Origin of the sequence: Anabaenopsis sp. FSS-46, from assembly GCF_029891665.1 — a bacterium.
Taxonomy (GTDB): Bacteria; Cyanobacteriota; Cyanobacteriia; order Cyanobacteriales; family Nostocaceae; genus Anabaenopsis; species Anabaenopsis arnoldii.
In genome coordinates, this window is sequence record NZ_JANQDG010000020.1 from 1 (window position 1) to 22,209 (window position 22,209).

Below are 22,209 nucleotides of genomic sequence, written 5' to 3' on the forward strand. Positions count from 1 at the left end.
TGTATGATTGATTTTCAACGTGAATTAAAAAATAAGTCTCTTGCTGCTGGTATCGCACCTGCGCCAATAAGTCAATTTCTTTTTTATCGCCCGAAGTGACATCATTAAAGACTTCCTGGGGTAAAAACTGAATAGATTCTCTGTCAATTTCTCTGACTACTTGGGGGAGAAATAACTCTAAAAATTCCACAAAGAAGGTAGAAATTAATTCTTTAAATAAACGGTCATGGTCAATCATCCCAGCAGTTCCTCTAAAAGGTGGTTTTATAACTTGTCAACAGGTAATTTTCATCTTAGAGGATGTTTGGAAAGTGTTAAACAGGTAATTTTTATATTAGGGAACAGGGAACAGGGAACAGGGAGCAGGGAATGGGGAATGGGAAACAGGGAAACAGGGAAACATCGGAAACAATCAAATCCAGTCCCCTCCCCTGACAAGGGGCTACGGTGTACACACATCCTGACCCAAAGAGAGTTTCCAGTCCTAAAAACAAGATGTAACCGGAAATCCATTTCCCCTCCTCGCTTGCACCGGAGGGGTTAGGGGTGGGGTCTCTTAATACAAAAGAGAATTTTCCGACTTGTGTGTACACGGTAGCTTACAAGGGGAGGGTGAGGGTGGGGTGAAACAATAGTTGATACACTCATCATGACTTATCAAACATCCTCTGAGGGTGGGGTCAAAGATATTTTCACCAAATCTCTGGCTTTAATCTTGCCCATATCCTATATAATATCTCCTAAAATCTCCTCTGCTTTCAAATAAAAATGCTCAATTTTAATTAAAGGTTCCCAACCCAATCTCACCGGGTTTTTAATAGTCACCACCCTAGGAGAAGACGCACAATTAAACACCACATATAACCAATAATCATGCTGTAATCTTTCCGCAGTTTTATATTCATTTGTCGTCAAGGCCACGGGCCCAATATTCCCCCGTCCCTTAACTTCAATAAACCTCACTTCACTAGCTTTTAAAGGATCGCCAGAGTCTGGTTGACGGGAGATTAAATCAAAACCCCGGTTTTCTGCTTCCACACTCACAACCTCCCAACCTCTCGCCTGTTCATATTCTATCACCGCTTGAATGGCAATTTTTTCAATTTGCTCATCAGCAACCATAGGCGCAACTTCCGGGGATGTTCTTTGGGGATGGGGTAACACCCAAGCTCGCCCATGATGATTAATACTAGTAATGGTACAACTGGCTTCTTTTTGCAATTCTTCCCGACGTTGTTCTAAGCGACCATTTAATTCAAATAGTCGGTCTTCTAATTGTTTAATGCGCCCTTCTAATCCCTGTTCTTTAGAGCCAGATTCCTTAAGTTCAAACAACTCTGCATATTGAACCTGGACTCTATCTATAATCACATTCAGACTAATTTCTATATGCTGGGAAATTGTCTTGACTTCCTTTTGTCTTTGGGTGCGAATTTCTGCTAAAAAGCTATTTAATTCCTGTTCAACTAATGCTTGTTCTACCTGTTCGCGACTGGGTAAATTACTGTCATCTGGTATGGAATTAACCCAGTTACCATTGTCCTCACCTTCCCCACTGGTACTAGGTAGTAAATCTAAAAATATGGTTGGTTGACGGATGGTGATTTTTCCATCTAACTCTGTCTGGACTACATATAAACGTTCATGGAGTTTATTACCCCGTCCATCACTAATAGCAGCGGAAAATACATCTAACCTCCCTGGGGTGTGACGATGTAAATCAAAAAATACCGCACCCCGGCGCAGGTCTTCCTGTACTTTGGTAGCAACTTCATCCCGCACACACTCAAATAGGGGATGTCCTGGGGTGACCCATTCTAATGTGGGGTCATTTGTCAAGATCTGTTTATCAAAGGTAATCTTTTTATACTCTCGCCCCAATTTACCAAAGCGACTTTCTAACTTATCTCCCGTTCCCCACAAGGTGCGCGGAACCCGCCCAATTTTATATATTTTCTTACCCTTCCCTGTTTCCTTAGGATGAATCCCCGTTATGGGTGCTGCTTCGACAAAGAAATCATGGATGACTTCGGGAACTAATCGCCGTTCCTTAGCTTCAGCAGATTTACTGATAATTGGTGATAAGTTTAATTCTCGTTTGGCTAGTCCTTCCAGAGCAGAATCACTAATTTTACGGAAATGTTCTGTATCTACTTGTTCTACAATCCGATCAAGAATTGCCCCCTCAGTCAGGTTATGGGCGTACATATCCCGCATCATCTTTTCTAACTCATTGTCCGGGAAAATATCACCTAGGACGTTAAATACTTTACCGGTTCTTTCCGGGTCTAAATCCCTTTCAATGGCGCGAATCCGCTCAAACAGCTTCCATAATACCTTACCTTCAGTGGTATTAATAGCAACAAAGTTAAAAATCAAACAATCTTTATCCTGTCCGTAGCGGTGAATACGTCCCATCCGCTGCTCTAATCTTACCGGATTCCAGGGGATATCATAATTAATCATGAACCAGCAGAATTGTAAATTAATTCCTTCTCCCGCTGCTTCCGTCGCAACCAGTACCTGACACTCTTCTTTAAATTTCCGTTCGGAATAAATGCGAGTGTTGGGTGTATCTCGATCGCCTATTTTCATTGTTCCATGAATTTGGGTCACCGATAAACCCCAAGCTTGTAATTTCCCCACTAGATAATCTAAGGTGTCCTTATGCTCAGTAAAAATGAGCATTTTCATCTTAGGGTCTTGAAAAATTCCCTCCTGGGTAATTACTTCTTTGAGTTTGACTAATTTAGATTCTACTTCCCGTTTTTCTAAGCTCAATGCTTGAATAATTAAAGCAGTTAATTGTAGGATTTCCTTTTGCAAAGCAATGGGGTCAATAGAAGCTACCACACCTTCTAAATCCCCCATAATTTTTTCCTGTTCTGTGTCTGTTAAATCATTAAAGTCATCGGGAAGCTTTTTTTTAATTTGTTCTTGACGATGAGCTTCTGGGTCTTCTAAAATTCTTTGGCGTTTATCGCGCATTCGTTCTAAACTGCGCCGCACAGCGTAAATACTAGAAGCAAAGCGACGTTGTAACATCGCCATAGTAAAACCCAATGCTCTACCTTTAGCTGTATCATCCGTTGCAGCTTTGATTGATTGGTCTTCTACATAGTCTGTCAGTGCATGATAAAATTCTAATTCTTCCGCGTCAATTTGAAACTCAATAGTATCAACTTTGCGATTAGTGAATAATTTTTTAACAATACCGGTTTCTGCATCGGGAAATGTTTTTAAAGATTCTTTAGTCCGACGCAGGTAAAAAGGAGCATGATTTTGATTAATTGCAGCTTGTAAACTTTGCACATCCCCATACACATCTCTATCTAATAATTCCAGGAATAAACAAAAGTTTTTCGGGTCGCCCTTATGGGGGGTAGCGGTCATTAATAAATAGTGGTCGGTAATTTGGGAGAGTTGTTCACCCAGTTTATAGGCTAAAGTTTTATTATCGGAACTGTAAGCACTCATTTTATGTGCTTCATCCACAATAATTAAATCCCAGTTACTTCTTAATAAACTATCTTTCGCATCTTGAATGCGAGAAACCCAAGATACAGAAGTGATCACTTGACTTTTTTCTTGCCAAGGATTAGAACCATAATTAGCCCGCAGAACATCACCCCGGATCACCTCAAATTCTTCGCGAAATTTGTCTTTTAGTTCTCGTTGCCATTGAAATGTCAGGTTGGCGGGTGTAATAATTAGAGTACGTTTCACCAGTCCCCTAGCTTTTAATTCTTTCAGCAGCAACCCCGCCATAATAGTTTTACCCGCGCCGGGGTCATCCGCCAGTAAAAACCGCAACCTTGGCTGTTTTAAAAAATACTCATAAACCGCCTCTAATTGATGGGGGAGGGGGTCTACCCGGGCGATCGCCAAGGCAAAATAAGGATCATATTCGTAAGCTAACCCCAAACGTAGAGCTTCCACACCGAACCGAAAATACTGGGGGTTACCATCAAAGGGTTCTCTTTCCGGTGTAGCTTGTAACTCTTCCAACTGTTCAGCATTCAGTATGGGTTCATAAACCTGATTAGTTTTGAGTCCTTTACCCGTGAGTTTAACTGCTGTCCCCATTGGTTCCACCAACAATACCTGTACTGGTTCTGGAAAAATGGAACCACGTACAATCACATTCCTTTGTAGTTGGTCAATTTTCATGGGGTTACCTCTGAATACTCAGTAGTATATCTGTTACCAGCACTTGACTGATTATATCAGTATAAACACATTTAGGTAAACTTTATAGTTAAAAATGTTGTACTTAAAGGTCATAAAACTTAAGAAATTAACTAAATATTTTTACCAGGAGAGCAGCCAGATAAAATACTGTGCATATTGACAACTGCACCAATCACAGCGATCGCCGGGGCGGTAAATCCAGAGGCTGTAACTTGGGCAATAATAGTTTCTAGGGTTCCAATCAATTCCTCTTGTTCTGGTCGTGTACCCCAACGCACTAAAGCAATAGGTGTTGCTAAATCTAGCCCAGCCTGGCTTAATTGTTCCACAATATAAGGCAGATTCTGAACCCCCATGTAAATCACAATAGTTTGTGAACCTTGGGCGATCGCCTGCCAGTTTACTTGTGGTTTATACTGATTTACAGCCTCATGTCCAGTAACGAAAGTCACAGAAGAACTATATAACCTATGGGTTAAAGGTATACCAGCATAGGCAGGAGCCGCCACCCCCGATGTAATACCCGGCACAACCTCCACAGGTATACCAGCAGCGACTAAATCCGCCATTTCTTCCCCCCCGCGACCGAAGATAAAAGGGTCACCCCCCTTAAGTCGCACTACTAGGGGGTATTCTTGGGCTTTGGTAATTAATAACTGGGTGGTTTCTGACTGTAATAACGAATGTCTCCCCATGCGCTTACCCGCGTTAATTTTTTCCGCTTGGGGGTTAATCATCCCCAAAATCTCTGGACTAACCAAAGCATCATAAATCACCACATCAGCAGATTCTAATAAACCCTTACCCTTGAGGGTCATTAGTCCTGGGTCTCCTGGCCCCGCACCTAATAAATAAACCTTACCCGTCACCGTGCGGCTCATGTATCTATTAAATCCCCAATTATCTCAGCTAATTCTGGACTTGCTCCCAAAGGCGCAGCCAGGTGGAAAGTCACAGTAGGAAATTGTAATTTTAGCCTTTCTAGGGACACAGCGATCGCATCAGTTATGCCACCTGTAAATAAAAAGTAGGGTAAAATTGCCACTTTTGTTTGTCCTGTAGCCACTAAATCCTGGATACGTGATTCTAAACTAGGCGCTACAGCCCAATAAGCAGTAACTGCACCCAACTGGCCTGCTATAGTTTCTATAGGCTCCAGGGAACCAGGACGACGGCTACCATGGGCTAATAAAATAGTGGTTTGGGCTTCCATTGTAGCCATTTTCTGAGATAGTAACGTCACTAAATTCCGGTGACTACCTAAATGGCGGTGTTGACGAATAATTATATCTTTCCCCAGAGCCTCTTGTGCCAAAGCAATCTGCTCCGGAATATCCGCCATTACATGGACACCCGGTAACAGAAACAGTGGTACAATTTCTAAGGAACCAACCCCATCCAAAAAAGCAATACTAGCAAAGTCTTTAATCTGCTGATATAAAGGCTGGGGTTGTAATTCCAGAGCAGCTATACCTACCAAGTCTCTACCATGACCCAATTGAGCAGATACGAGCTCTGCTAATTGCTCCATAGCCACTTGGGGGCGGGGGTCACGGCTACCATGTGATACCAGTAAATATGCAGATGTCATAATCATCAAATAACTGTTTGGGAGTATATCAGCTTATTGCTTCTTAGCAGAATAGGTATAAAAGTTATCAAAAGCTCCTACAGTTTCAAATTTATACAACGGTATCCAGGAACTGAGTTTTAAATCAGTCCGGTAAACACTAAAAATGACGAAATCCTGCTTTTGGGTACTCCGCGCCAGGATATCACGTATTTGGGGAATGGTTTGATCCACGAGGTTGTCACATTGAGACTTGATTAAATTTTCTAAAAAATTGCCCGTTTTCTGGCAAACGTCCCCTTTTAAATATTCTGTTAGCCGTTGTGTCGCATAATCTTCATATTCAGCCTGGGAAGGATTGGTCATAGCCATTGCTACCCCCAAGGCTACTAGTCCTATGGCTCCGGAATATGCGATAGTTGTCAGTGCTTTCATGGTTTCTGGCTTAAACTCACTATAGTTATCCGACTGGAATTTGAGAAAATCCGCCACTGGAAAAAAAGGTCTTGATCATTTTCTGATTATCGTGCTATAATCACTAATATGCAATGGCGAGCGTAGCCAAGTGGTTAAGGCAGTGGTTTGTGGTACCACCATTCGTGGGTTCGAGTCCCATCGTTCGCCCTCATTTAGCAAAAGTTTGCTCAACAGCTAAAGTGGGGAACAGTTACCTATGTGAGTCAGCTAATCTCCCCCAAAATTATCTAACTTAAGTTAAGGTAAAAAAACTGAGCAGCATATATTCTGAGTCAAAAAAAACACAAAGAAATTGGCCAGATTATAACAGGAAAAACACAGAACGCCCATCTGTGTTTATTTTTTTTGTAAAATGCAAATTCGATCTGAGGGGTTATCATGTCTGAATTGATCCAAGCAATCTTAGATAGTGAAGAAAAAAGCGATTTGCGTGCCTTTTTGAGCCAGTTACGCCAGGAAGAACAAAAATACTTGCTACGTAACGATATCCTCAATGTATTTAAGAATTATTGTTCTCAGTCGGAGAAATCCGAAACAACCGCGTCTGCTTCCCGCTTAGGGAAACTCATCTACTATACTCAGGAAATAATTCAAGAAGATTCCAGCCTGTGTTTGATTATTCGTCCTAAAATTGCTCGTCAAGAAGTTTATCGGCTCACAGAAGATTTGAATGTTGAGCCCATGTCAGTCCAGGAACTGCTGGACCTGCGCGATCGCTTTGTGAATAAATATCACCCACTAGAGGGTGACCTACTAGAATTAGATTTTGGCCCGTTTTACGATTACACCCCAGTCATCCGCGACCCGAAAAATATTGGTAAGGGGGTACAATTCCTCAACCGCTACCTATCCAGCAAATTATTTCAAGACTCAAAACAATTGCTGGACAGCTTATTGAATTTCTTGCGCCTCCACCAGTATAACGGTGTGCAGCTGTTAATTAATGAGCGGATTAAGACTCAGCAGCAACTTTCTGACCAAGTAAAAAAAGCCATCACCCTCGTCAGCGAGCGACCCCAAGATCAACCCTATGAAGAATTCCGCTTTGAATTACAGATAATGGGTTTTGAACCGGGGTGGGGTAATACAGCCGGGCGAGTCCGTGATACCCTGGATATTTTAGATGAATTAATTGATTCTCCTGACCCTCAGACCATCGAAGCTTTCATCTCTCGCATCCCGATGATTTTTAGAATCGTCCTCGTATCGGCTCATGGTTGGTTTGGTCAAGAAGGTGTTTTAGGTCGTCCAGACACTGGGGGACAGGTAGTTTATGTGCTTGACCAAGCTAAGAATCTGGAAAAACAACTACAAGAGGATCTGGATCTAGCAGGTTTAGGAGGGTTAAACGTCGAGCCAAAGGTGATTATTCTCACCCGCCTAATACCTAATAGCGATGGTACACTGTGCAATCAAAGGCTAGAAAAAGTTCACGGTACAGAGAACGCCTGGATTTTGCGCGTACCCCTGCGGGATTTTAATCCCAATATGACCCAAAACTGGATTTCTCGATTTGAATTCTGGCCTTATCTGGAAACTTTTGCTATTGACTCAGAAAAAGAACTGTTGGCAGAATTTCAAGGTAGACCTGACTTAATTGTGGGTAACTACTCTGATGGTAATTTGGTGGCGTTTCTGCTAGCACGGCGCATGAATGTGACTCAGTGCAACATCGCCCACGCTTTGGAAAAGTCTAAATACTTATTTAGTAACCTCTACTGGGAAGAATTGGAGGATAAATACCATTTCTCCCTACAATTTACCGCTGATTTGATTGCCATGAACGCCGCCAATTTCGTGATCAGCAGTACTTACCAAGAAATTGTTGGTACACCTGATAGTGTAGGACAGTATGAGTCTTACAAATGCTTCACCATGCCGGAGTTATACCACGTAGTCAACGGCATTGAATTATTTAGTCCTAAGTTTAATGTTGTACCTCCAGGGGTGAATGAGAGTTACTATTTCCCTTACTCCCGCACTCAAGACCGAGTGGAAGGCGATCGCCAGCGAATTGCTCAAATGCTGTTTACCCTGGAAGACCCGCACCAAATTTTTGGTAAACTAGATAATCCCCAAAAGCGCCCCCTGTTTTCTATGGCCCGTCTTGACCGGATTAAAAACCTCACAGGTTTAGCAGAATGTTATGGTCAGTCTCCAGAATTACAGGAGCATTGTAACTTAATCTTAGTGGCGGGTAAGTTGCGTGTGGAAGAGTCAGACGACAACGAAGAACAAGAGGAGATTATTAAACTCTATCAGATCATTGAACAGTATAATCTCTATGGTAAGGTGCGTTGGCTGGGTGTACGCCTATCTAAATCTGATTCCGGTGAGATTTACCGTGTGATCGGCGATCGACAAGGGATATTTATTCAACCTGCTTTATTTGAAGCCTTTGGTTTAACCATCTTAGAAGCCATGGTTTCAGGACTACCAACTTTTGCGACCCAATTTGGCGGACCCCTAGAAATTATTCAAGATCAGGTAAATGGCTTTTACATTAACCCCACAAATTTAGAAGAGACAGCGGCCAAAATCCTCACCTTTGTCACCAAGTGCAATCAAACCTCTCAATATTGGGATGCTATTTCCCGGGAAGCAATTAACCGGGTATTAAGTACATATACCTGGAAAATTCATACCACCAAGTTGTTATCCCTAGCCAGGATTTATGGCTTTTGGAACTTTACCTCCAAGGAAAACCGCGAGGACTTGTTGCGTTATCTGGAAGCTTTATTCTATTTAATTTACAAACCCAAAGCACAAGAGTTATTAGCCCAGCATCAGCATCGGTAGAAGTTCATTTAGTCAACTGTTCCCAAGTAATTGGCCCGACTATTCCATCTACTTTGAGTTGGCGCTGGCTCTGAAAAGCCTTGACAGCTACCTCAGTCAGCGCCCCAAAATTTCCATCCACTCGGGTCATATAGCCTTGAGAAACTAACAACCGCTGTAAAACTCTCACCACAATACCGGAATTACCAAAACGTAGAGTTGCCATAAATTACTCAGCATATTTTCAAGTTGTAATTAGATCAGTTACGCCTATACGCAGTTGCGGCCACTGATCCCTAAAAATCTGATCACACAAAGCGGCGTCACCATGGTAATGCTCTCAAAACTACTTATAGTAAGTGGGAAATCGCCATAATTTCTTGGTGTATTATCGGTAATATTTATTTCCACATACATTTTAGTGTCTTAGATCAATAACTACATTGTCAACTGTTGCCAAGTTAGGGGTCCGACTACTCCATCTACTCCTACTCTGCGCTGGTTCTGAAAGGCTTTGACAGCTGTTTCAGTTAATGGACCAAAAGACCCATCAACTCTAATTGCGTAGCCTTTAGAAATTAACAAACGCTGTAAAACTCTCACAGCAGTACCTGAAGTACCAAAACGCAAAGTCGGTAGAGATTGACCCGTGAAACCCGATGAGACCGCAGCTACTTTGATCCTATTGTCCGCAGTGATTGTCCTAGGTTGGTGATTCCTTTGGCTAATTGTGATTGACGCGAGCAGTTTTTCTTGAGGTAAGTGGGACTTCGATGAGGATGTTTCAGAAATTGCATCTGTTGGGATAAATTCCGGTGGTGTGATTTGAGAGGGAGTGTTAATTAATTTACTTACGTTATGGCTTAAATGCTCCGAGCTACTTTCCATCTGCAATGGTTGCTGCTTCGGTAATCTATTCTCTGAATATACTTGTCTGGCGGTTAATATACCCGTCATCAGCAGGCCAATTTCGCTCATCGTTGTTCATTTTAGTAATAATCTAATTTCTCACTTGACAAACAAACCTGTTGTTAGTCCGGAATTCTTAATACTGAAAAATTACCAAAAGGTGTGTAATATTCTTTTGATAACTATTAATTATAAATAATCTCATATTCCAGTTATTATGCAAGCTCAATTTTGATTGATGATCGGTTCACCTAGATAAATTTACGTAAGCAGTTTTCAGTTAATCAGTATAGCATTATCTAATATTCTAGTTAAGCAAGTTTTTCGGTTAATTTTTGGTTAATTAATGCTCTGGTATACCAAATCGGGTGACAAGGGTAGCAAAACACCTCTTGAGCAACTCCTAAAAATTAAGGGTTACGAGCCTGACTCTGCACAGGGATCATCAATCTTGCACAAGCTCAGTCGGTTTTTTGGTTGCCAAAACTAGCAAGCAAAGGCTCTGGGGACTTTTATGAACCCGGATGTGATCACGGGGTGTCAATTGAGGATACATTGGGGAAAATCAGATTCTTCTGGACAAACCCGTTATCTTTAAACTTACATGATTTATATGTATATGATCTGAGGATTTATTCTGTTGTTGTCACAGACTGATCAGATTTTCACTGATTGAGGGCGGTAAATAAATATATTCATCCAATAATTTGATCAGCAGTGATCCCCGTGAATTAATCAGAATCATGCACAAATTATTTGGGTGATGATTCGGCAGGGAAATTTGTATAAACCAAATATGCATCTTCCAGAATACGCATATATATCAACTAAAGTAAGTTAATATAATCTTATCTACAGTATTTTGGCTTGTGCTGTCTCTAGATGAAAAAGAGATATGTAAAATAAAGTTGCGAGTTATGGATAGTTTGTAAATTTTCGTAGGAAAAATATAAATTAAACCTCGTATTTTCCGGAAAATATAAGGTTTAATGGGTAAGTAGACAGTGCAGTAATAAAACCCTCACGTCTGTGGGTTAACGCAGATTTGTCAGTGGAGTCAAACAGTTTTTAGGAGCATTGGCAGAATCATATACTCATAGTTTTGTTATATACCGGATTATGGATAGAAACCCTGTAGAAGGGTTTAAATACCAGTGTTCGGCGCAAATGTAAGTTTTTTATTGGGATAAATATACATGACTTCTGCTGCTGAAAGGCCAGTTAGCCCTGGCTCAACCGTGAGATCACATCTGACTGTCCATGAGCACAACCAGATAGACCCGCTGAAACAGGCTACTGGTGTTTATGTGACGGTGCATGGTCATTTTTATCAGCCCCCACGGGAAAACCCTTATTTAGAGGCAATTGAACGTCAACCTAGTGCGGCACCTTTCCATGATTGGAATGAACGCATTCACTGGGAATGCTATCGCCCTAATGCTTTTGCCAGGGTCTTTAATGACCGGGGGGAAATAGTCGAGATTGTGAATAATTACGAATATTTCAGCTTTAATATTGGACCTACCCTGATGTCGTGGCTAGAACGCTACGATTTTGAGGTTTATCAGCGAATTTTGGAGGCAGACACCAAGAGCTGTCAGCGCCTGCACGGTCATGGTAATGCGATCGCCCAGGTATACAATCATATAATTATGCCTCTGGCCAATGAACGGGATAAATACACCCAAATCCGCTGGGGTAAAGCAGATTTTCGCTCACGCTTTGGCCGGGATCCCGAAGGTATGTGGTTAGCGGAAACAGCTGTAGACTATGCCACCTTAGAGGCTTTGGTGGCTGAAAATATCAAGTTTATTATCCTCGCACCATCCCAAGCCCAACGTTGTCGCCCCCTACCCACAGAGGATGAGCCAGAGGCGGAATGGCAAGAAGTAGGGGGTAGTCAAATTGATCCCACCCGTCCCTATCGCTGTTATGTACAGGGAAGTGGCGACACTGATCAGCAATCGCGCCCTTACATTGATATCTTTTTCTACGATGGCCCCATTTCCCGGGATATGGGCTTTAGTGATGTGGTTTATAGTTCTAGTCATTTTGCTGGACGTATCGGTTCAGCAATACGTGGGGATCACCGGCCAGCACAATTAATTTCTGTGGCCACAGATGGGGAAACCTTCGGACACCATAAGAAAGGCACTGAAAAAACTTTAGCCTACGCCTTTATTGGAGAATTTCCTAAGCGCAATTGGACTGTCACCAACTTTGCTCACTATCTCAGCCTCAATACTCCCACTTGGGAGGTGGAAATTAAACCCGCCACAGCCTGGAGTTGCGCCCACGGAGTGGATAGATGGCAAGATGACTGTGGTTGTGGTGGTGAAGGTGGTGTATGGCATCAAAAATGGCGGCGACCCTTGCGCGATGCTTTGAATTGGCTGCGGGATCAGTTAATTGATGTCTATGAGAAACATGGCCTGCGCCTATTCCATGATCCCTGGTTAGCACGGGATGAATATATTCACGTGATCCGCGATCGCTGTGTGGCTAATGTGAACAGTTTCCTGTCTCGCCATCAAACCCACAAACTCACCCCAGCAGAACAAGTTGATGCTTTGCGCTTGTTAGAAATGCAGCGTCACGCTTTGCTGATGTTCACTAGTTGCGGCTGGTTCTTTGAAGAAATTTCTCGCCCGGAAGGTACGCAAATTCTCCGTTATGCTTCCCGTGCTTTGGAATTGGCCGGGGATGTGGCTGGTGTACAGTTGGAGAAAGCTTTCATCAAACGCCTATCTTTAGCCCCCAGTAATGTGGATATTTTCAAAGATGGTGCGGCGATCTATCGGCAAATGGTGCAAACTGCCCAAGTGAGTGTCAAGCAAGTAGCTGCTCACTATGCTATTAGTTCTCTGTTTGCTAATCAAAAATCTACACAAAAGCGCATTTATTGTTACAGTCTTGATGAGATTGATTACCAGTTGCAACGTATGGGTTCCTTGACCTTGGCGGTAGGAAATTTAAAACTGGTGTCGGAAGTTACCGGGGAGAGTGAAAGTTTAGTCTTTGCTGTGCTGCATTTGGGCGGCTGGGATTTCCACTGTTGTACCCAATTATTTACCGGTAGACGTGAGTACAGTCAGTTGAAAGAAAAGCTGTTTACCTCTCTAAAACAGGGGAGTGCTGCTCACAGTATCTTGGTGATGACCAGGCTCTTTAGAGAAGAAACATTTAGCCTACAAAATCTCTTTGCTGAAGAACGTCACCGGATTATGCGCCTTCTGAGTCAGGAAACACTAACACGTTTAGACCAACTTTATACTCAGGTGTATCGGGATAATTACGGATTATTGATGGCCTTCCACCGGGATGAGTTAGAAGTACCCCAAGAGTTGCAGGTAGCTGCGGAGATTGCTTTGGGATCACGCTGTATGCTCATACTGCGATCGCTCGAGCAAGAGATCACAGACCCCATCTTGAGTTTAAATCACATTGTAGAATTAGAAGCGATCGCGACTGAAGCTAAACATTTACATTGTCGGTTAAATATTCCCGAAGGTACGCAAATATTAGAACAACTAATCATGCGCTTATTGTGGCAATTATTACATGACCTCAATGGCAGTTTTGCTACCCAAATCCAATGTTTAGAACGGTTGATTGATGTTAGCTATCAGCTAAATATCGGCATTTCTTTGCACAAGTCCCAGGAACTATATTTTAGCTGTCTGTCCACTCAAATTAGACCTTTATGTCTGACGACTTTGAAGAATACAGAAGAAAATTATCAATCTCGTCAATTGCTGAAGTTAGGACAAAAATTAGCTGTTGATGTTAGCCATGTTCTGGGTCAGTTGGAGTAGTCACAAAGCCCTAATCTGACCTAGGGAGGAAAGGCGACACGGGATGCTTTAGCCTCCCGTCAATATTTACGAACTTAAGGGAAAATACTAGACGTTGAGGGGATGCTGCTTTTCTTTACCCGGGTAATCATTATCATTGTTCATGGGTTTTACTTCCAAAAAAGCTTCTCTACCTGTAATCAATCTGGAACGACGATTCCGAGTGATATAGTTCCAAGCCCACTGAATTACCACTACTAATTTAGTGTCAAACTCGATTAAGAAGTAGATGTGAATTATTAGCCAAAATACCCAAGCAATGAAACCTGTAAGTTTGATTAGGCCTAAATCTACAACCGCTAAATTTTGCCCAATCATCGCCAAACTACCCACGTCGTTGTAATGAAATTGTGGCAAAGTGTAACCTTGAAGTCTTCCTTGAATCAGTCCAGCTACATACTCCCCTTGTTGAGTAGCTACGGGTGCAACACCAGGTAAGGGTTTACCGGTTTGATGGGAGAAGTTGGCTAAGTCTCCCACAACAAAAATGTTTTTATAACCCTTAACGCTCAAGTCCGGTTCCACAATCACACGTCCAGAAGGATCGCATTCTACACCTGTACGCTCTGCTAGGACTTTCCCCATTGATGACCCTTGTACACCAGCAGCCCATAAGACGGTTTTTGAGGGGATTTCCTGAACTTCATCGCCACTCTTAAAAGTCACGATATCATTTTCAATGTTGGTCACCCTGGTGTTAGTTCTGATCATCACACCCAATTTTCCCAAAGCTGATGTAGCTGCTTTCGATAACTTGGGCGAAATGTATGGGAGGATGCGATCGCCCCCTTGCAATAGTAGAATTTTGGCCTCGGAAGTATTGATATTGCGGAAATCTTCTTGCAGTGTTTTATATGCTAATTCTGCGATCGCACCTGCTAATTCTACACCGGTCGGACCACCACCCACAATCACAAAGGTCAACAAAGCCTTGCGTTTTTCTGGGTCAGTTTCTCTTTCTGCTGCTTCAAATGCTGTAAATATCCGGCGACGTATTTCTATAGCATCTTCCACAGTTTTTAAACCAGGCGCAAATGCTTTCCACTCATCCTTACCAAAATAGGAATGGTTAGCACCTGTCGCTACTACTAATGTATCGTAAGGGACTACCTGATCATCTAAAATAACCTCTTGTTTTTTGGGGTCAATATCACTCACCTTTCCTAACAGCACTCTTGTATTCTTGCTTCTTCTGAATACGGCGCGCAATGGTGAGGAAATATCAGCAGGTGAGAGGGTACCTGTGGCGACTTGATATAACAGTGGCTGAAATAGGTGAAAGTTGCGTTGGTCAATGAGGGTAATACTTACATTCGCTTTCGCCAAAGTCTTGGCTGTATATAGTCCACCAAAACCACCACCAATAATGACAACTTTATGTGGTGCATTCTTCCCAACTGAGACTACCATAGGAAATATTGCCTTCTGTTAAGAGCGTTAACTATTCTTAACAACTTTGTAACAAATTTATAATATATTTTGCCGTTTATTTAGAACAGTTGAAAAAATAATAACTGTAGTCAAATTTACGATTTATTTGATTTACAGCATTTCCCATGCTCGTAAGGTAGAAAGTTTTTTAGTTTTAGGGAATAGGGAACAGGGAACAGGGAACAGGGATTGGAAAGGATTGGGAAGGATTGGGAAGGATTGGGAAGGATTGGTGAACACACAAAAAATAATAAAATCCAGTCCCCTCCCCTTACAAGGACAAGACAAGGTGGACAAGGTGGACAAGGTGACAAGGGAGAAAAACAGTACAAAGTCTGTGGGCGATCGCACCCCCCAAGCAACTGGAAGAGGTAGCTTCCATGTATCTGTATAATAATCTCATGATTCATTGCACATCCCAGATCGCCTGTTTTCCAGTTACCAGGGAATTTCATGATCCAGTTGACACCATCCGTAATAGAATTAGTTGAAGAAATTGTAGCTGTTAATCAAGCCTGGAAACTAACTGCTGACATGGGTGAGCATACCTCAGCCATAGCAGAATCACTCGCGGATTTAAAGAACCGGTTACAAGTGCGACTCTTACGTACTTATGCACCCGAACAGGTTTATTTAGAAATTGATACTTCTCCAGAAACACCAACCACAGAAGAACTTTATGGGTTAATTCTACGCCAACCAATAGGTGATTATTGGAATGCTGCACATCTTCCCGTGCGTGTAGCTCAACAATTGCTGTCTTCTGAAGAAATAGCCAAATTTACAATTTAGTGGGGAGTATAGTCAAATGATTCAAGGCTTAATCAATATTTTTTGGCAAAATACTCTTTTTCATTGGAGTATTGTAATTGTTTTCCTGGTGGGAGGAATAGCCGAAGTTAGATCTATTCTTCTGTATTGGCGTTCCATACAAAGAGATCTGAAAGATAATAACGAAAATATCAAGTACCTGGAGAGCAAACAGGGAGAAATAGCTAAAGTTGAATCTATTCTTCTGGATAGGGGTTCTATAAAAGGACATTTCAAAGATAACAAAGAAAATATTAAGTCATCGGAGAGCAACCAACGTCAAGATTTAGTTATCCCAGATAATGGATCATCCTGGTTCCCGAAACATCTAGCTGGAACAAATACTCAGGGAGGTTTCCAACCCAAATTTGAGGCGGGAAAATTTGTATTATTACAATACCCAAGAATTTTAAATCCCTCTATTCCTAGCAGCTATTGGCGTTTTATACCTACCATTCTCATCGCCCTTGGTGTTTTAGGAACCTTTTATGGCATTCAGGAAGGATTATCACAAATAGACACGAGTAATATTAATCAAAACACCTCCAAGTTACTAGAAGCTAGTTCCAATCTTCTAGAAGGTATGAAAACTGCTTTTTCTACTTCATTGATGGGGTTAGGATCTAGCAGTTTATTTACTATTCTCTTAGCAGGTGGAGAAGGAATTAAACGCTTACCTAGTCAAAGATTACGCCAAAGATTAGATAGGATTGCCTTTGTAGAAAGTCCCACAAGGCTCTTATCTCGTTTTAACCTTGATGGAACTGAAAGAGCAGCAACCAGTTTAAGTAATGCTGCTGAGAGTATGAAGACCGGATTTGAAAAATTAATCCAGGTACAAAGTAAGTTAAGTCCTGATGCTATTGGTGAAAAAGTGGGAGCAGTCATGTCTCCCATTTTTAAGGAGATCGGAAAAGAACTATCAGCACTCAGAGAAATTAAAAAGGAGCAAGGTCAGGAAATATTAAGAGAGTTAATTACAGAACAAAGAGAACAATTAATCAAACCCCTCATAGCTGAACTTACCAAGAGCGCACAACTGACTCAAGAAGCTTCTCAAGCAGTTCGTGAACTCAGAGAAGAACTGGGGGGAATTTCCCAAAGTCTCAGCACATCTGTAATGACTATCCAAAAATTCCAAGAAGATACTTTATTTAAACTGCAAGAATTTGCAGTTAGCTTGCAGTCTATCTTAACTGAATTTCGTTCTGATACTCAAGGAGTAATGGAAAGGGTATCTACAGAAATTCAGTCAGCTGTAACTGCAAGTGTTGAAGCGATAAATTCCCAGAGAATTGCTTTTGAAGTCAGTTCTAATCAAGCAGCTAATACTTTTAGAAGTATTCGAGAAGATTTAGAAACCGCACTACATACCCAAGCAGAAATAGAGCGCCAAATGCTCCAGGAATTTCAAGATCGAACCCTGGCGATTATCACCACACAAACTGAAAGTATTACCACCGTTGGTCATGAAGCATCTCAATTAATGAATGGAGCCAGAGAAAACTTAATATCTACTCTCTCTAACATTGATACTATGCTGCAAAATACCCGGATCACTGTACAGGAAGAACTACAGCAATTCCGCCTGAGTTATCAAACAGCTTTACAAGAGTTCTTCAATAGCCAAAATCAGTTACTAGAAGAAACCCTAGGGGAACAGCGTCAAGGACTAGCTCAGGTTGTCAATGATTTACAGACTGCTTTTAACGAAGAATATCACAGACGCTCAACTTTAACCACACAAGTGGACGAAAGTATGAGCAGAATTGGGCAAACTGTAGAGAGGGTCAGTAATTTTGCTAATGTCACCGGTTTAACTTCGGGAGAAAGACTAGCACAAATCCAAGAAATTACCAGGGGATTGGGTCGAGAAGCTCATAGGATTGAACAAACCTATGCAGCTATGATTCAACAGTTAAATCAGGCTTTGGAAATAAGTAATCAACATTTAGTTGACTACCTAAATCAAGCGTCTGCATCTGAAAACCGGTTTTTCACCCAAGCAGATGAAGCCACTACCAAAATTTCTAATCAATTACTACAAGCTGCTAATTATCTAGTAGCTGCAGAAGCTAATCGTCGTCATCAATCTGAATCATGAATAATTTTAGCGATTGGGAACCAACACCACAAATAGAAGAGGATAACTCTAGCGTTTTACTCGCCATTGGCGATATGATGTCTGGACTGTTAATGATATTTGCGCTGTTGTTTATTACCGTTTCTTTACAGTTGAGTGAAAGATCAGAACCCAGACGTAATGTCATTGAAGAACTGATGAATACTTTCAGAGCAAATAACGTGAAGATAGACCTTGATGAAAAAACAGGAGTTATTACCTTTAAAGAAAATATCCTATTTCCAGAAAATAGCGCTCAATTAAGTGCTGCTGGGAAAAGCACTCTAAAGTCATTTATCCCGGTTTACAGTAATGTAATTTTCTCCAACCCTAAATATGAGGAAGAAATTACCCGGGTTGTGATTGAAGGACATACTAGTTCTAGTGGAAACGATAACGCTAATTTACGCTTAAGTCTGTTGAGGTCTTTTGCTGTTGCTGAATATATCTCCTCAGAGATGAAATTTGAAACTAAATCACAACTGGAGGAAAAAATCCTTGCTTCTGGAAGGGGAGAAATTGAAGCTAGTGAAGAGATTGATGACCCCAATGATAGAAAGGTAATTTTCCGGTTGCAGTTTAAGGGAGATAATTTGTCTGAGATTTTTACATCAAAATGATTTTTACAACCTAGAAAATATGATGTTAAATTTTCGCACTCTATCCTTAAGCGATCGCCAGTCACCGGAACCAACCAATTTACTCCAGTTAGTCAAAAATTTCCGCAACAGTGGACAATTCCGCCAGCTTCAGAATCTCCCCAATCTAGAAACAGATACTTTGCGTTCTTTAGATCAAATTATCGAAACCATCCAATCCGGCAATATTGACGACATTCAATACATAGAATGGGTCTATTGTCTCCATAATAAGGCTGAATGGGATAGGGCACACCCAGAAATCAGCTATACAACTTCAGCATTAATCTGGAAAGCAGCAGTTAATAACTTACCGCTCAAACAAACTTTATTATGGCGGTTGGTGTTGAATCATAGCGAGTCACAGCCAATTATCAGTGAATCCTTAGTTACAAGTTTTTCTGTGTTTATCAGGGAATCAGGAGACAGTGACGCACAAATACTACAAATCATACAAGCCATCACCCAGGATGACTATCACAGATTAGCTTTAATTGCTAGGGACGAGAATTTTACACCCCAAGAATTACTCAATAAATATAATCTTCCATCAACTAGTAATGCGGTGAGTCAGGCTTTAAACTATGTAGTGAGAATATTTTCAGACAGGAACGACCGACCAGAATGGTTACTGCGTTGTTTTGCGCAAATGTCCCACTCACAGCAATGTCAGGAAGTTAATCGTTTATTGACAACGATCGCCGCTGAAATGGGAGGCCGTTTTTCCTCAATCGTAGAATGGTTACGTCAAAATTATGGACCGCGCACTGTTAATTCTCGCTGGAGTCAATTATCACCACAAGCTCAACTAGCATTACGTGAATGGATTGGTGCTGCTACTTGGGGAGATTTTGACAGAATGATTACAGTGTTAATCAATAAGTTGAGTTCACAGTTACAAAACTTACCACAGAATAACAGGGGATATCAGGAACTAAATTATCAAAGAAACCAACTAGAAAGACGTAAAGGGTTCTGGTCAAATTATAGCGATCGCTTTGAACGTTTGCGTATTTTAGTACCCGCATCAACTAGTTGGATTAGTCAAGAATTAACACGAGATATTGATATTCTGGTAAATGATGGTAGTAATGAGACAGAAATTTGTATCTTTGACTTTGGGGATTGGTTTATTGTAGAATTCTTCCGGGGTAATGGCAGTGAAATTTTAATGTTTAACCGCAATTACTCTGCTAATGTGGAAGAAACATTATTTCAATCGACAAAGTTATCTATCTCAGATATTCGCCGTTTATATCGTTTTGGTGGTGAAATTCATGATCATGTTTTCCTCTGGCAATATTATGCGGAACAGTGGCTGAGAAAGCAACATAAGATTTACCCGAATGACGGGATAACTCGTTTTAAAGGACTTAGTTCACAATATAATCAATATACTCCGACAACCGGTTTACCCACTCCTGCAGTAGATAACCAGAGAACCCGTGAACAGAAGTTAGCACGCTGGCGACAGGATATTCAAAGAATATACCAAGGACTTGGTATAACCTTGAACAACTGGGGTAACTAGTAACATCTGAATCTATATTACCATGGTGTGTTGTCCCGCACAACGCACTATTTTTTAAACCCAAAGGAGCGCAAAGGTTTAAGATTAATTAGATTCAGCCCAAAGGTGATTAATAATTAGAAAATATTTGACCCAAAATATACTTTGTATTTTTTATACTCAATCAATGTTCTGGCAAAAAACAGCTATTTATCTTGACTTAATTAATAGAATGTGCGTGTCTGGGAAAAAGATCAGCGATACCAGATTTTTAGAAGTCATGGTAATTTAAGCTTTAGTTGATAAAATCTATGGGCTAGCAGGATTACTGATATGCCTAGATCCCTTAATTCTTGAATTGGGGTAAAACTGTCCCTTATAAATTTTTAGGTCTACATTGACAAATGTCTAAAAATGTCAACTCCCAAGAGTTAAAACCTGATCAACTCAATGATCAACCTCCTGCGGAATCTCAAACAGCAGTAAAGCTGGAAGCAGATAAACGCAGTTCACTAGAAACTGGTTTATCAAAGGATACAGCATTTGTAGCTGCGCCTAGAGCCATTGAAGTGATTTTTGACCCCGGTAATCGCTCAATTCTGCTCTATGATGGCAAGAATCTTGTCAAACTAGCCTCTTTATATGCATGGCTATCTGGGAATCGTAAACCAATACGTATGAATGATCAATCATCTGTTGTTGAAATTCATACCTCAGATGGTAGTTCTGAATATAATGGTACTCGCTATTTGATCGGCGAAGCAGCCTCCAGACAACCCCGCTACGAACGGGTGTACAACCGTCCTAAATTTGATGAATGCTTACTTTATCTGCTACCCTGTATCGGTAAACTTTTCCCCAAAGAAAAAGCTCTGACTCTAGCGGTGAAAGTCAATGCTACAGAAGCTGAACTTCATCAAAATCTTTTGGAGCAAAAGCTCAAGGGAAAGACAGAAGCTACTATTGATGGACGGGATATCTCACTTACGGTGGAGTCTGTGACCGTTTTTGAGGAAGGTTTGGGAGCTTGGTATCTGCTTAATGATTCTGAACCTCAAATCAAAGGCCACTATACAGGAGTGCTAAATTTGGGCGGAGCCACTATTGACTCTATTTTGGTGGATTATGATGGCTATGTTTTAACAGAAGCCAGTTTGAGAAGTCCTAAGGGGGGTACATTTGACCTGGCCACGGAAATTAGACGCGTCATTACAGCTGACCGAGCAGATATGGCTTATCTAGAGGCCGATGTAATTATGAATTGTCTGGAGTTCAATGATTATGTCATTGATGGTTATGATTTCTCGTCTGTTGTCAGAAATGAGATAGATAACTGGTTTAAGTCGGTGATGGGAAAAACTCAAGCTGTCTGGTCTACTTACTTCCATAAAATTTCTCGCTATATCCTCACCGGTGGTAGTGCTTATCTAGTTATTGATAAAGCTGCTCGTTCCCCCAAGTTCCACGTTACCCGTAACCCAGTATACGATAATGTTATAGGTCTCTATGGACGACAAAAAATTAATAGCTAATATGGACTTGGTCAGGAAAAAAATTGCTCGACGTAGGTTTCAAAAACGTTCCGGTTCAAACCATGTCTGGAGTATGACCGCTACTATCAAGGAAGAAAATTATGATGTGGTGTTAACCGAAGGTGACAATAGCGAAACTGACAGCGTGTCTAAAGTCGTTAACCGTGCATTAACTTTGATGCAAAGATTAATGGACTCTACCCAAACCGATACGTTTTCCGAAGCCATGGATCTCGCCCTTCGACTGGTGAAGCAGGCTAATGTGTCTACTGTCAAGGAGTCTGAGAATGTTGTCCCTCAAAGAGATAATCATTCCCACACAAACACTGATTTTGTTGATCCTGATTTTTTGAATGTCATGGGATAGCCAAACTCAGCTTTTAATTC

Annotated in this window: 14 protein-coding genes, 1 tRNA gene and 2 pseudogenes; 9 read left to right on the forward strand and 8 right to left on the reverse strand. The window is 41.3% G+C overall.

Translation table 11 applies throughout. The features are described from left to right. The 5 genes and pseudogenes from NWP21_RS02150 to NWP21_RS02170 all read right to left on the reverse strand — a co-directional run. Window positions 1-238, reverse strand: a pseudogene (locus NWP21_RS02150) (flagellar assembly protein H); the annotation flags it as partial. 488 nt (window positions 239-726) lie between these two features. Then, window positions 727-4,170 (reverse strand): helicase-related protein, encoded by a 3,444-nt coding sequence (locus NWP21_RS02155; RefSeq protein ID WP_280791438.1) that lies wholly within the window; start codon window positions 4,168-4,170, stop codon window positions 727-729. 131 nt (window positions 4,171-4,301) lie between these two features. After that, on the reverse strand, window positions 4,302-5,072 hold the full coding sequence (cobA, locus tag NWP21_RS02160; protein WP_280791439.1) for a uroporphyrinogen-III C-methyltransferase: 771 nt from the start codon (window positions 5,070-5,072) through the stop codon (window positions 4,302-4,304). Beyond that, window positions 5,069-5,782 (reverse strand): sirohydrochlorin chelatase, encoded by a 714-nt coding sequence (locus NWP21_RS02165; RefSeq protein WP_280791440.1) that lies wholly within the window; start codon window positions 5,780-5,782, stop codon window positions 5,069-5,071. The genes cobA and NWP21_RS02165 overlap by 4 nt, the downstream gene beginning before the upstream one ends. Window positions 5,783-5,815: 33 nt before the next feature. Continuing rightward, window positions 5,816-6,196 carry a DUF4359 domain-containing protein gene (locus tag NWP21_RS02170; RefSeq protein WP_280791441.1) on the reverse strand — a complete coding sequence of 127 codons (381 nt, stop codon included), beginning with the start codon at window positions 6,194-6,196 and terminating at the stop codon, window positions 5,816-5,818. Window positions 6,197-6,312: 116 nt separating this feature from the next. Between NWP21_RS02170 and NWP21_RS02175 the strand changes: the two genes are divergently transcribed. Further along, a tRNA-His gene (locus tag NWP21_RS02175) sits at window positions 6,313-6,385 on the forward strand. Window positions 6,386-6,616: 231 nt separating this feature from the next. Beyond that, window positions 6,617-9,037, forward strand: a complete 2,421-nt coding sequence (locus NWP21_RS02180; RefSeq protein WP_280791442.1) for a sucrose synthase — start codon at window positions 6,617-6,619, stop codon at window positions 9,035-9,037. A gap of 4 nt (window positions 9,038-9,041) precedes the next feature. On the opposite strand, the pseudogene NWP21_RS02185 reads toward NWP21_RS02180, so the two are convergent. Together NWP21_RS02185 and NWP21_RS02190 are read right to left on the reverse strand one after the other, a co-directional pair. Continuing rightward, window positions 9,042-9,242, reverse strand: a pseudogene (locus tag NWP21_RS02185) (peptidoglycan-binding domain-containing protein); the annotation flags it as partial. 212 nt (window positions 9,243-9,454) lie between these two features. Further along, a complete protein-coding gene (locus NWP21_RS02190) occupies window positions 9,455-9,994 on the reverse strand; it encodes a peptidoglycan-binding domain-containing protein (RefSeq protein ID WP_280791443.1) in 540 nt (179 codons plus the stop codon). A gap of 1,127 nt (window positions 9,995-11,121) precedes the next feature. Between NWP21_RS02190 and NWP21_RS02195 the strand changes: the two genes are divergently transcribed. Next, window positions 11,122-13,740: a DUF3536 domain-containing protein gene (locus tag NWP21_RS02195; protein ID WP_280791444.1), complete on the forward strand. Its 2,619-nt coding sequence runs from the start codon at window positions 11,122-11,124 to the stop codon at window positions 13,738-13,740. Window positions 13,741-13,827: 87 nt separating this feature from the next. Here NWP21_RS02195 and NWP21_RS02200 read toward each other — a convergent pair whose 3' ends face one another. Beyond that, the gene (locus tag NWP21_RS02200; RefSeq protein WP_280791445.1) at window positions 13,828-15,189 is read right to left on the reverse strand and encodes an NAD(P)/FAD-dependent oxidoreductase; all 1,362 of its coding nucleotides are present in this window, start codon (window positions 15,187-15,189) and stop codon (window positions 13,828-13,830) included. Window positions 15,190-15,663: 474 nt separating this feature from the next. On the opposite strand from NWP21_RS02200, the gene NWP21_RS02205 reads away from it, so the two are divergent. From NWP21_RS02205 to NWP21_RS02230, 6 genes are all read left to right on the forward strand, one after another. Further along, window positions 15,664-16,002, forward strand: coding sequence for a hypothetical protein (locus tag NWP21_RS02205; RefSeq protein WP_271732454.1), 339 nt, complete (start codon window positions 15,664-15,666; stop codon window positions 16,000-16,002). A gap of 16 nt (window positions 16,003-16,018) precedes the next feature. Continuing rightward, complete coding sequence (locus NWP21_RS02210) at window positions 16,019-18,124, forward strand: hypothetical protein (protein WP_280791446.1); 2,106 nt, start codon at window positions 16,019-16,021, stop codon at window positions 18,122-18,124. Beyond that, complete coding sequence (locus NWP21_RS02215) at window positions 18,121-18,762, forward strand: OmpA family protein (protein ID WP_280791447.1); 642 nt, start codon at window positions 18,121-18,123, stop codon at window positions 18,760-18,762. Before NWP21_RS02210 ends, NWP21_RS02215 begins: the two co-directional genes overlap by 4 nt. A gap of 19 nt (window positions 18,763-18,781) precedes the next feature. After that, complete coding sequence (locus NWP21_RS02220; protein WP_280791448.1) at window positions 18,782-20,311, forward strand: EH signature domain-containing protein; 1,530 nt, start codon at window positions 18,782-18,784, stop codon at window positions 20,309-20,311. A 383-nt stretch (window positions 20,312-20,694) separates the two neighbouring features. Continuing rightward, window positions 20,695-21,822 (forward strand): ParM/StbA family protein, encoded by a 1,128-nt coding sequence (locus NWP21_RS02225; protein ID WP_280791449.1) that lies wholly within the window; start codon window positions 20,695-20,697, stop codon window positions 21,820-21,822. Further along, window positions 21,797-22,189, forward strand: coding sequence for a hypothetical protein (locus NWP21_RS02230; RefSeq protein WP_280791450.1), 393 nt, complete (start codon window positions 21,797-21,799; stop codon window positions 22,187-22,189). The genes NWP21_RS02225 and NWP21_RS02230 overlap by 26 nt, the downstream gene beginning before the upstream one ends. The last annotated feature ends 20 nt before the right edge of the window (window positions 22,190-22,209 follow it).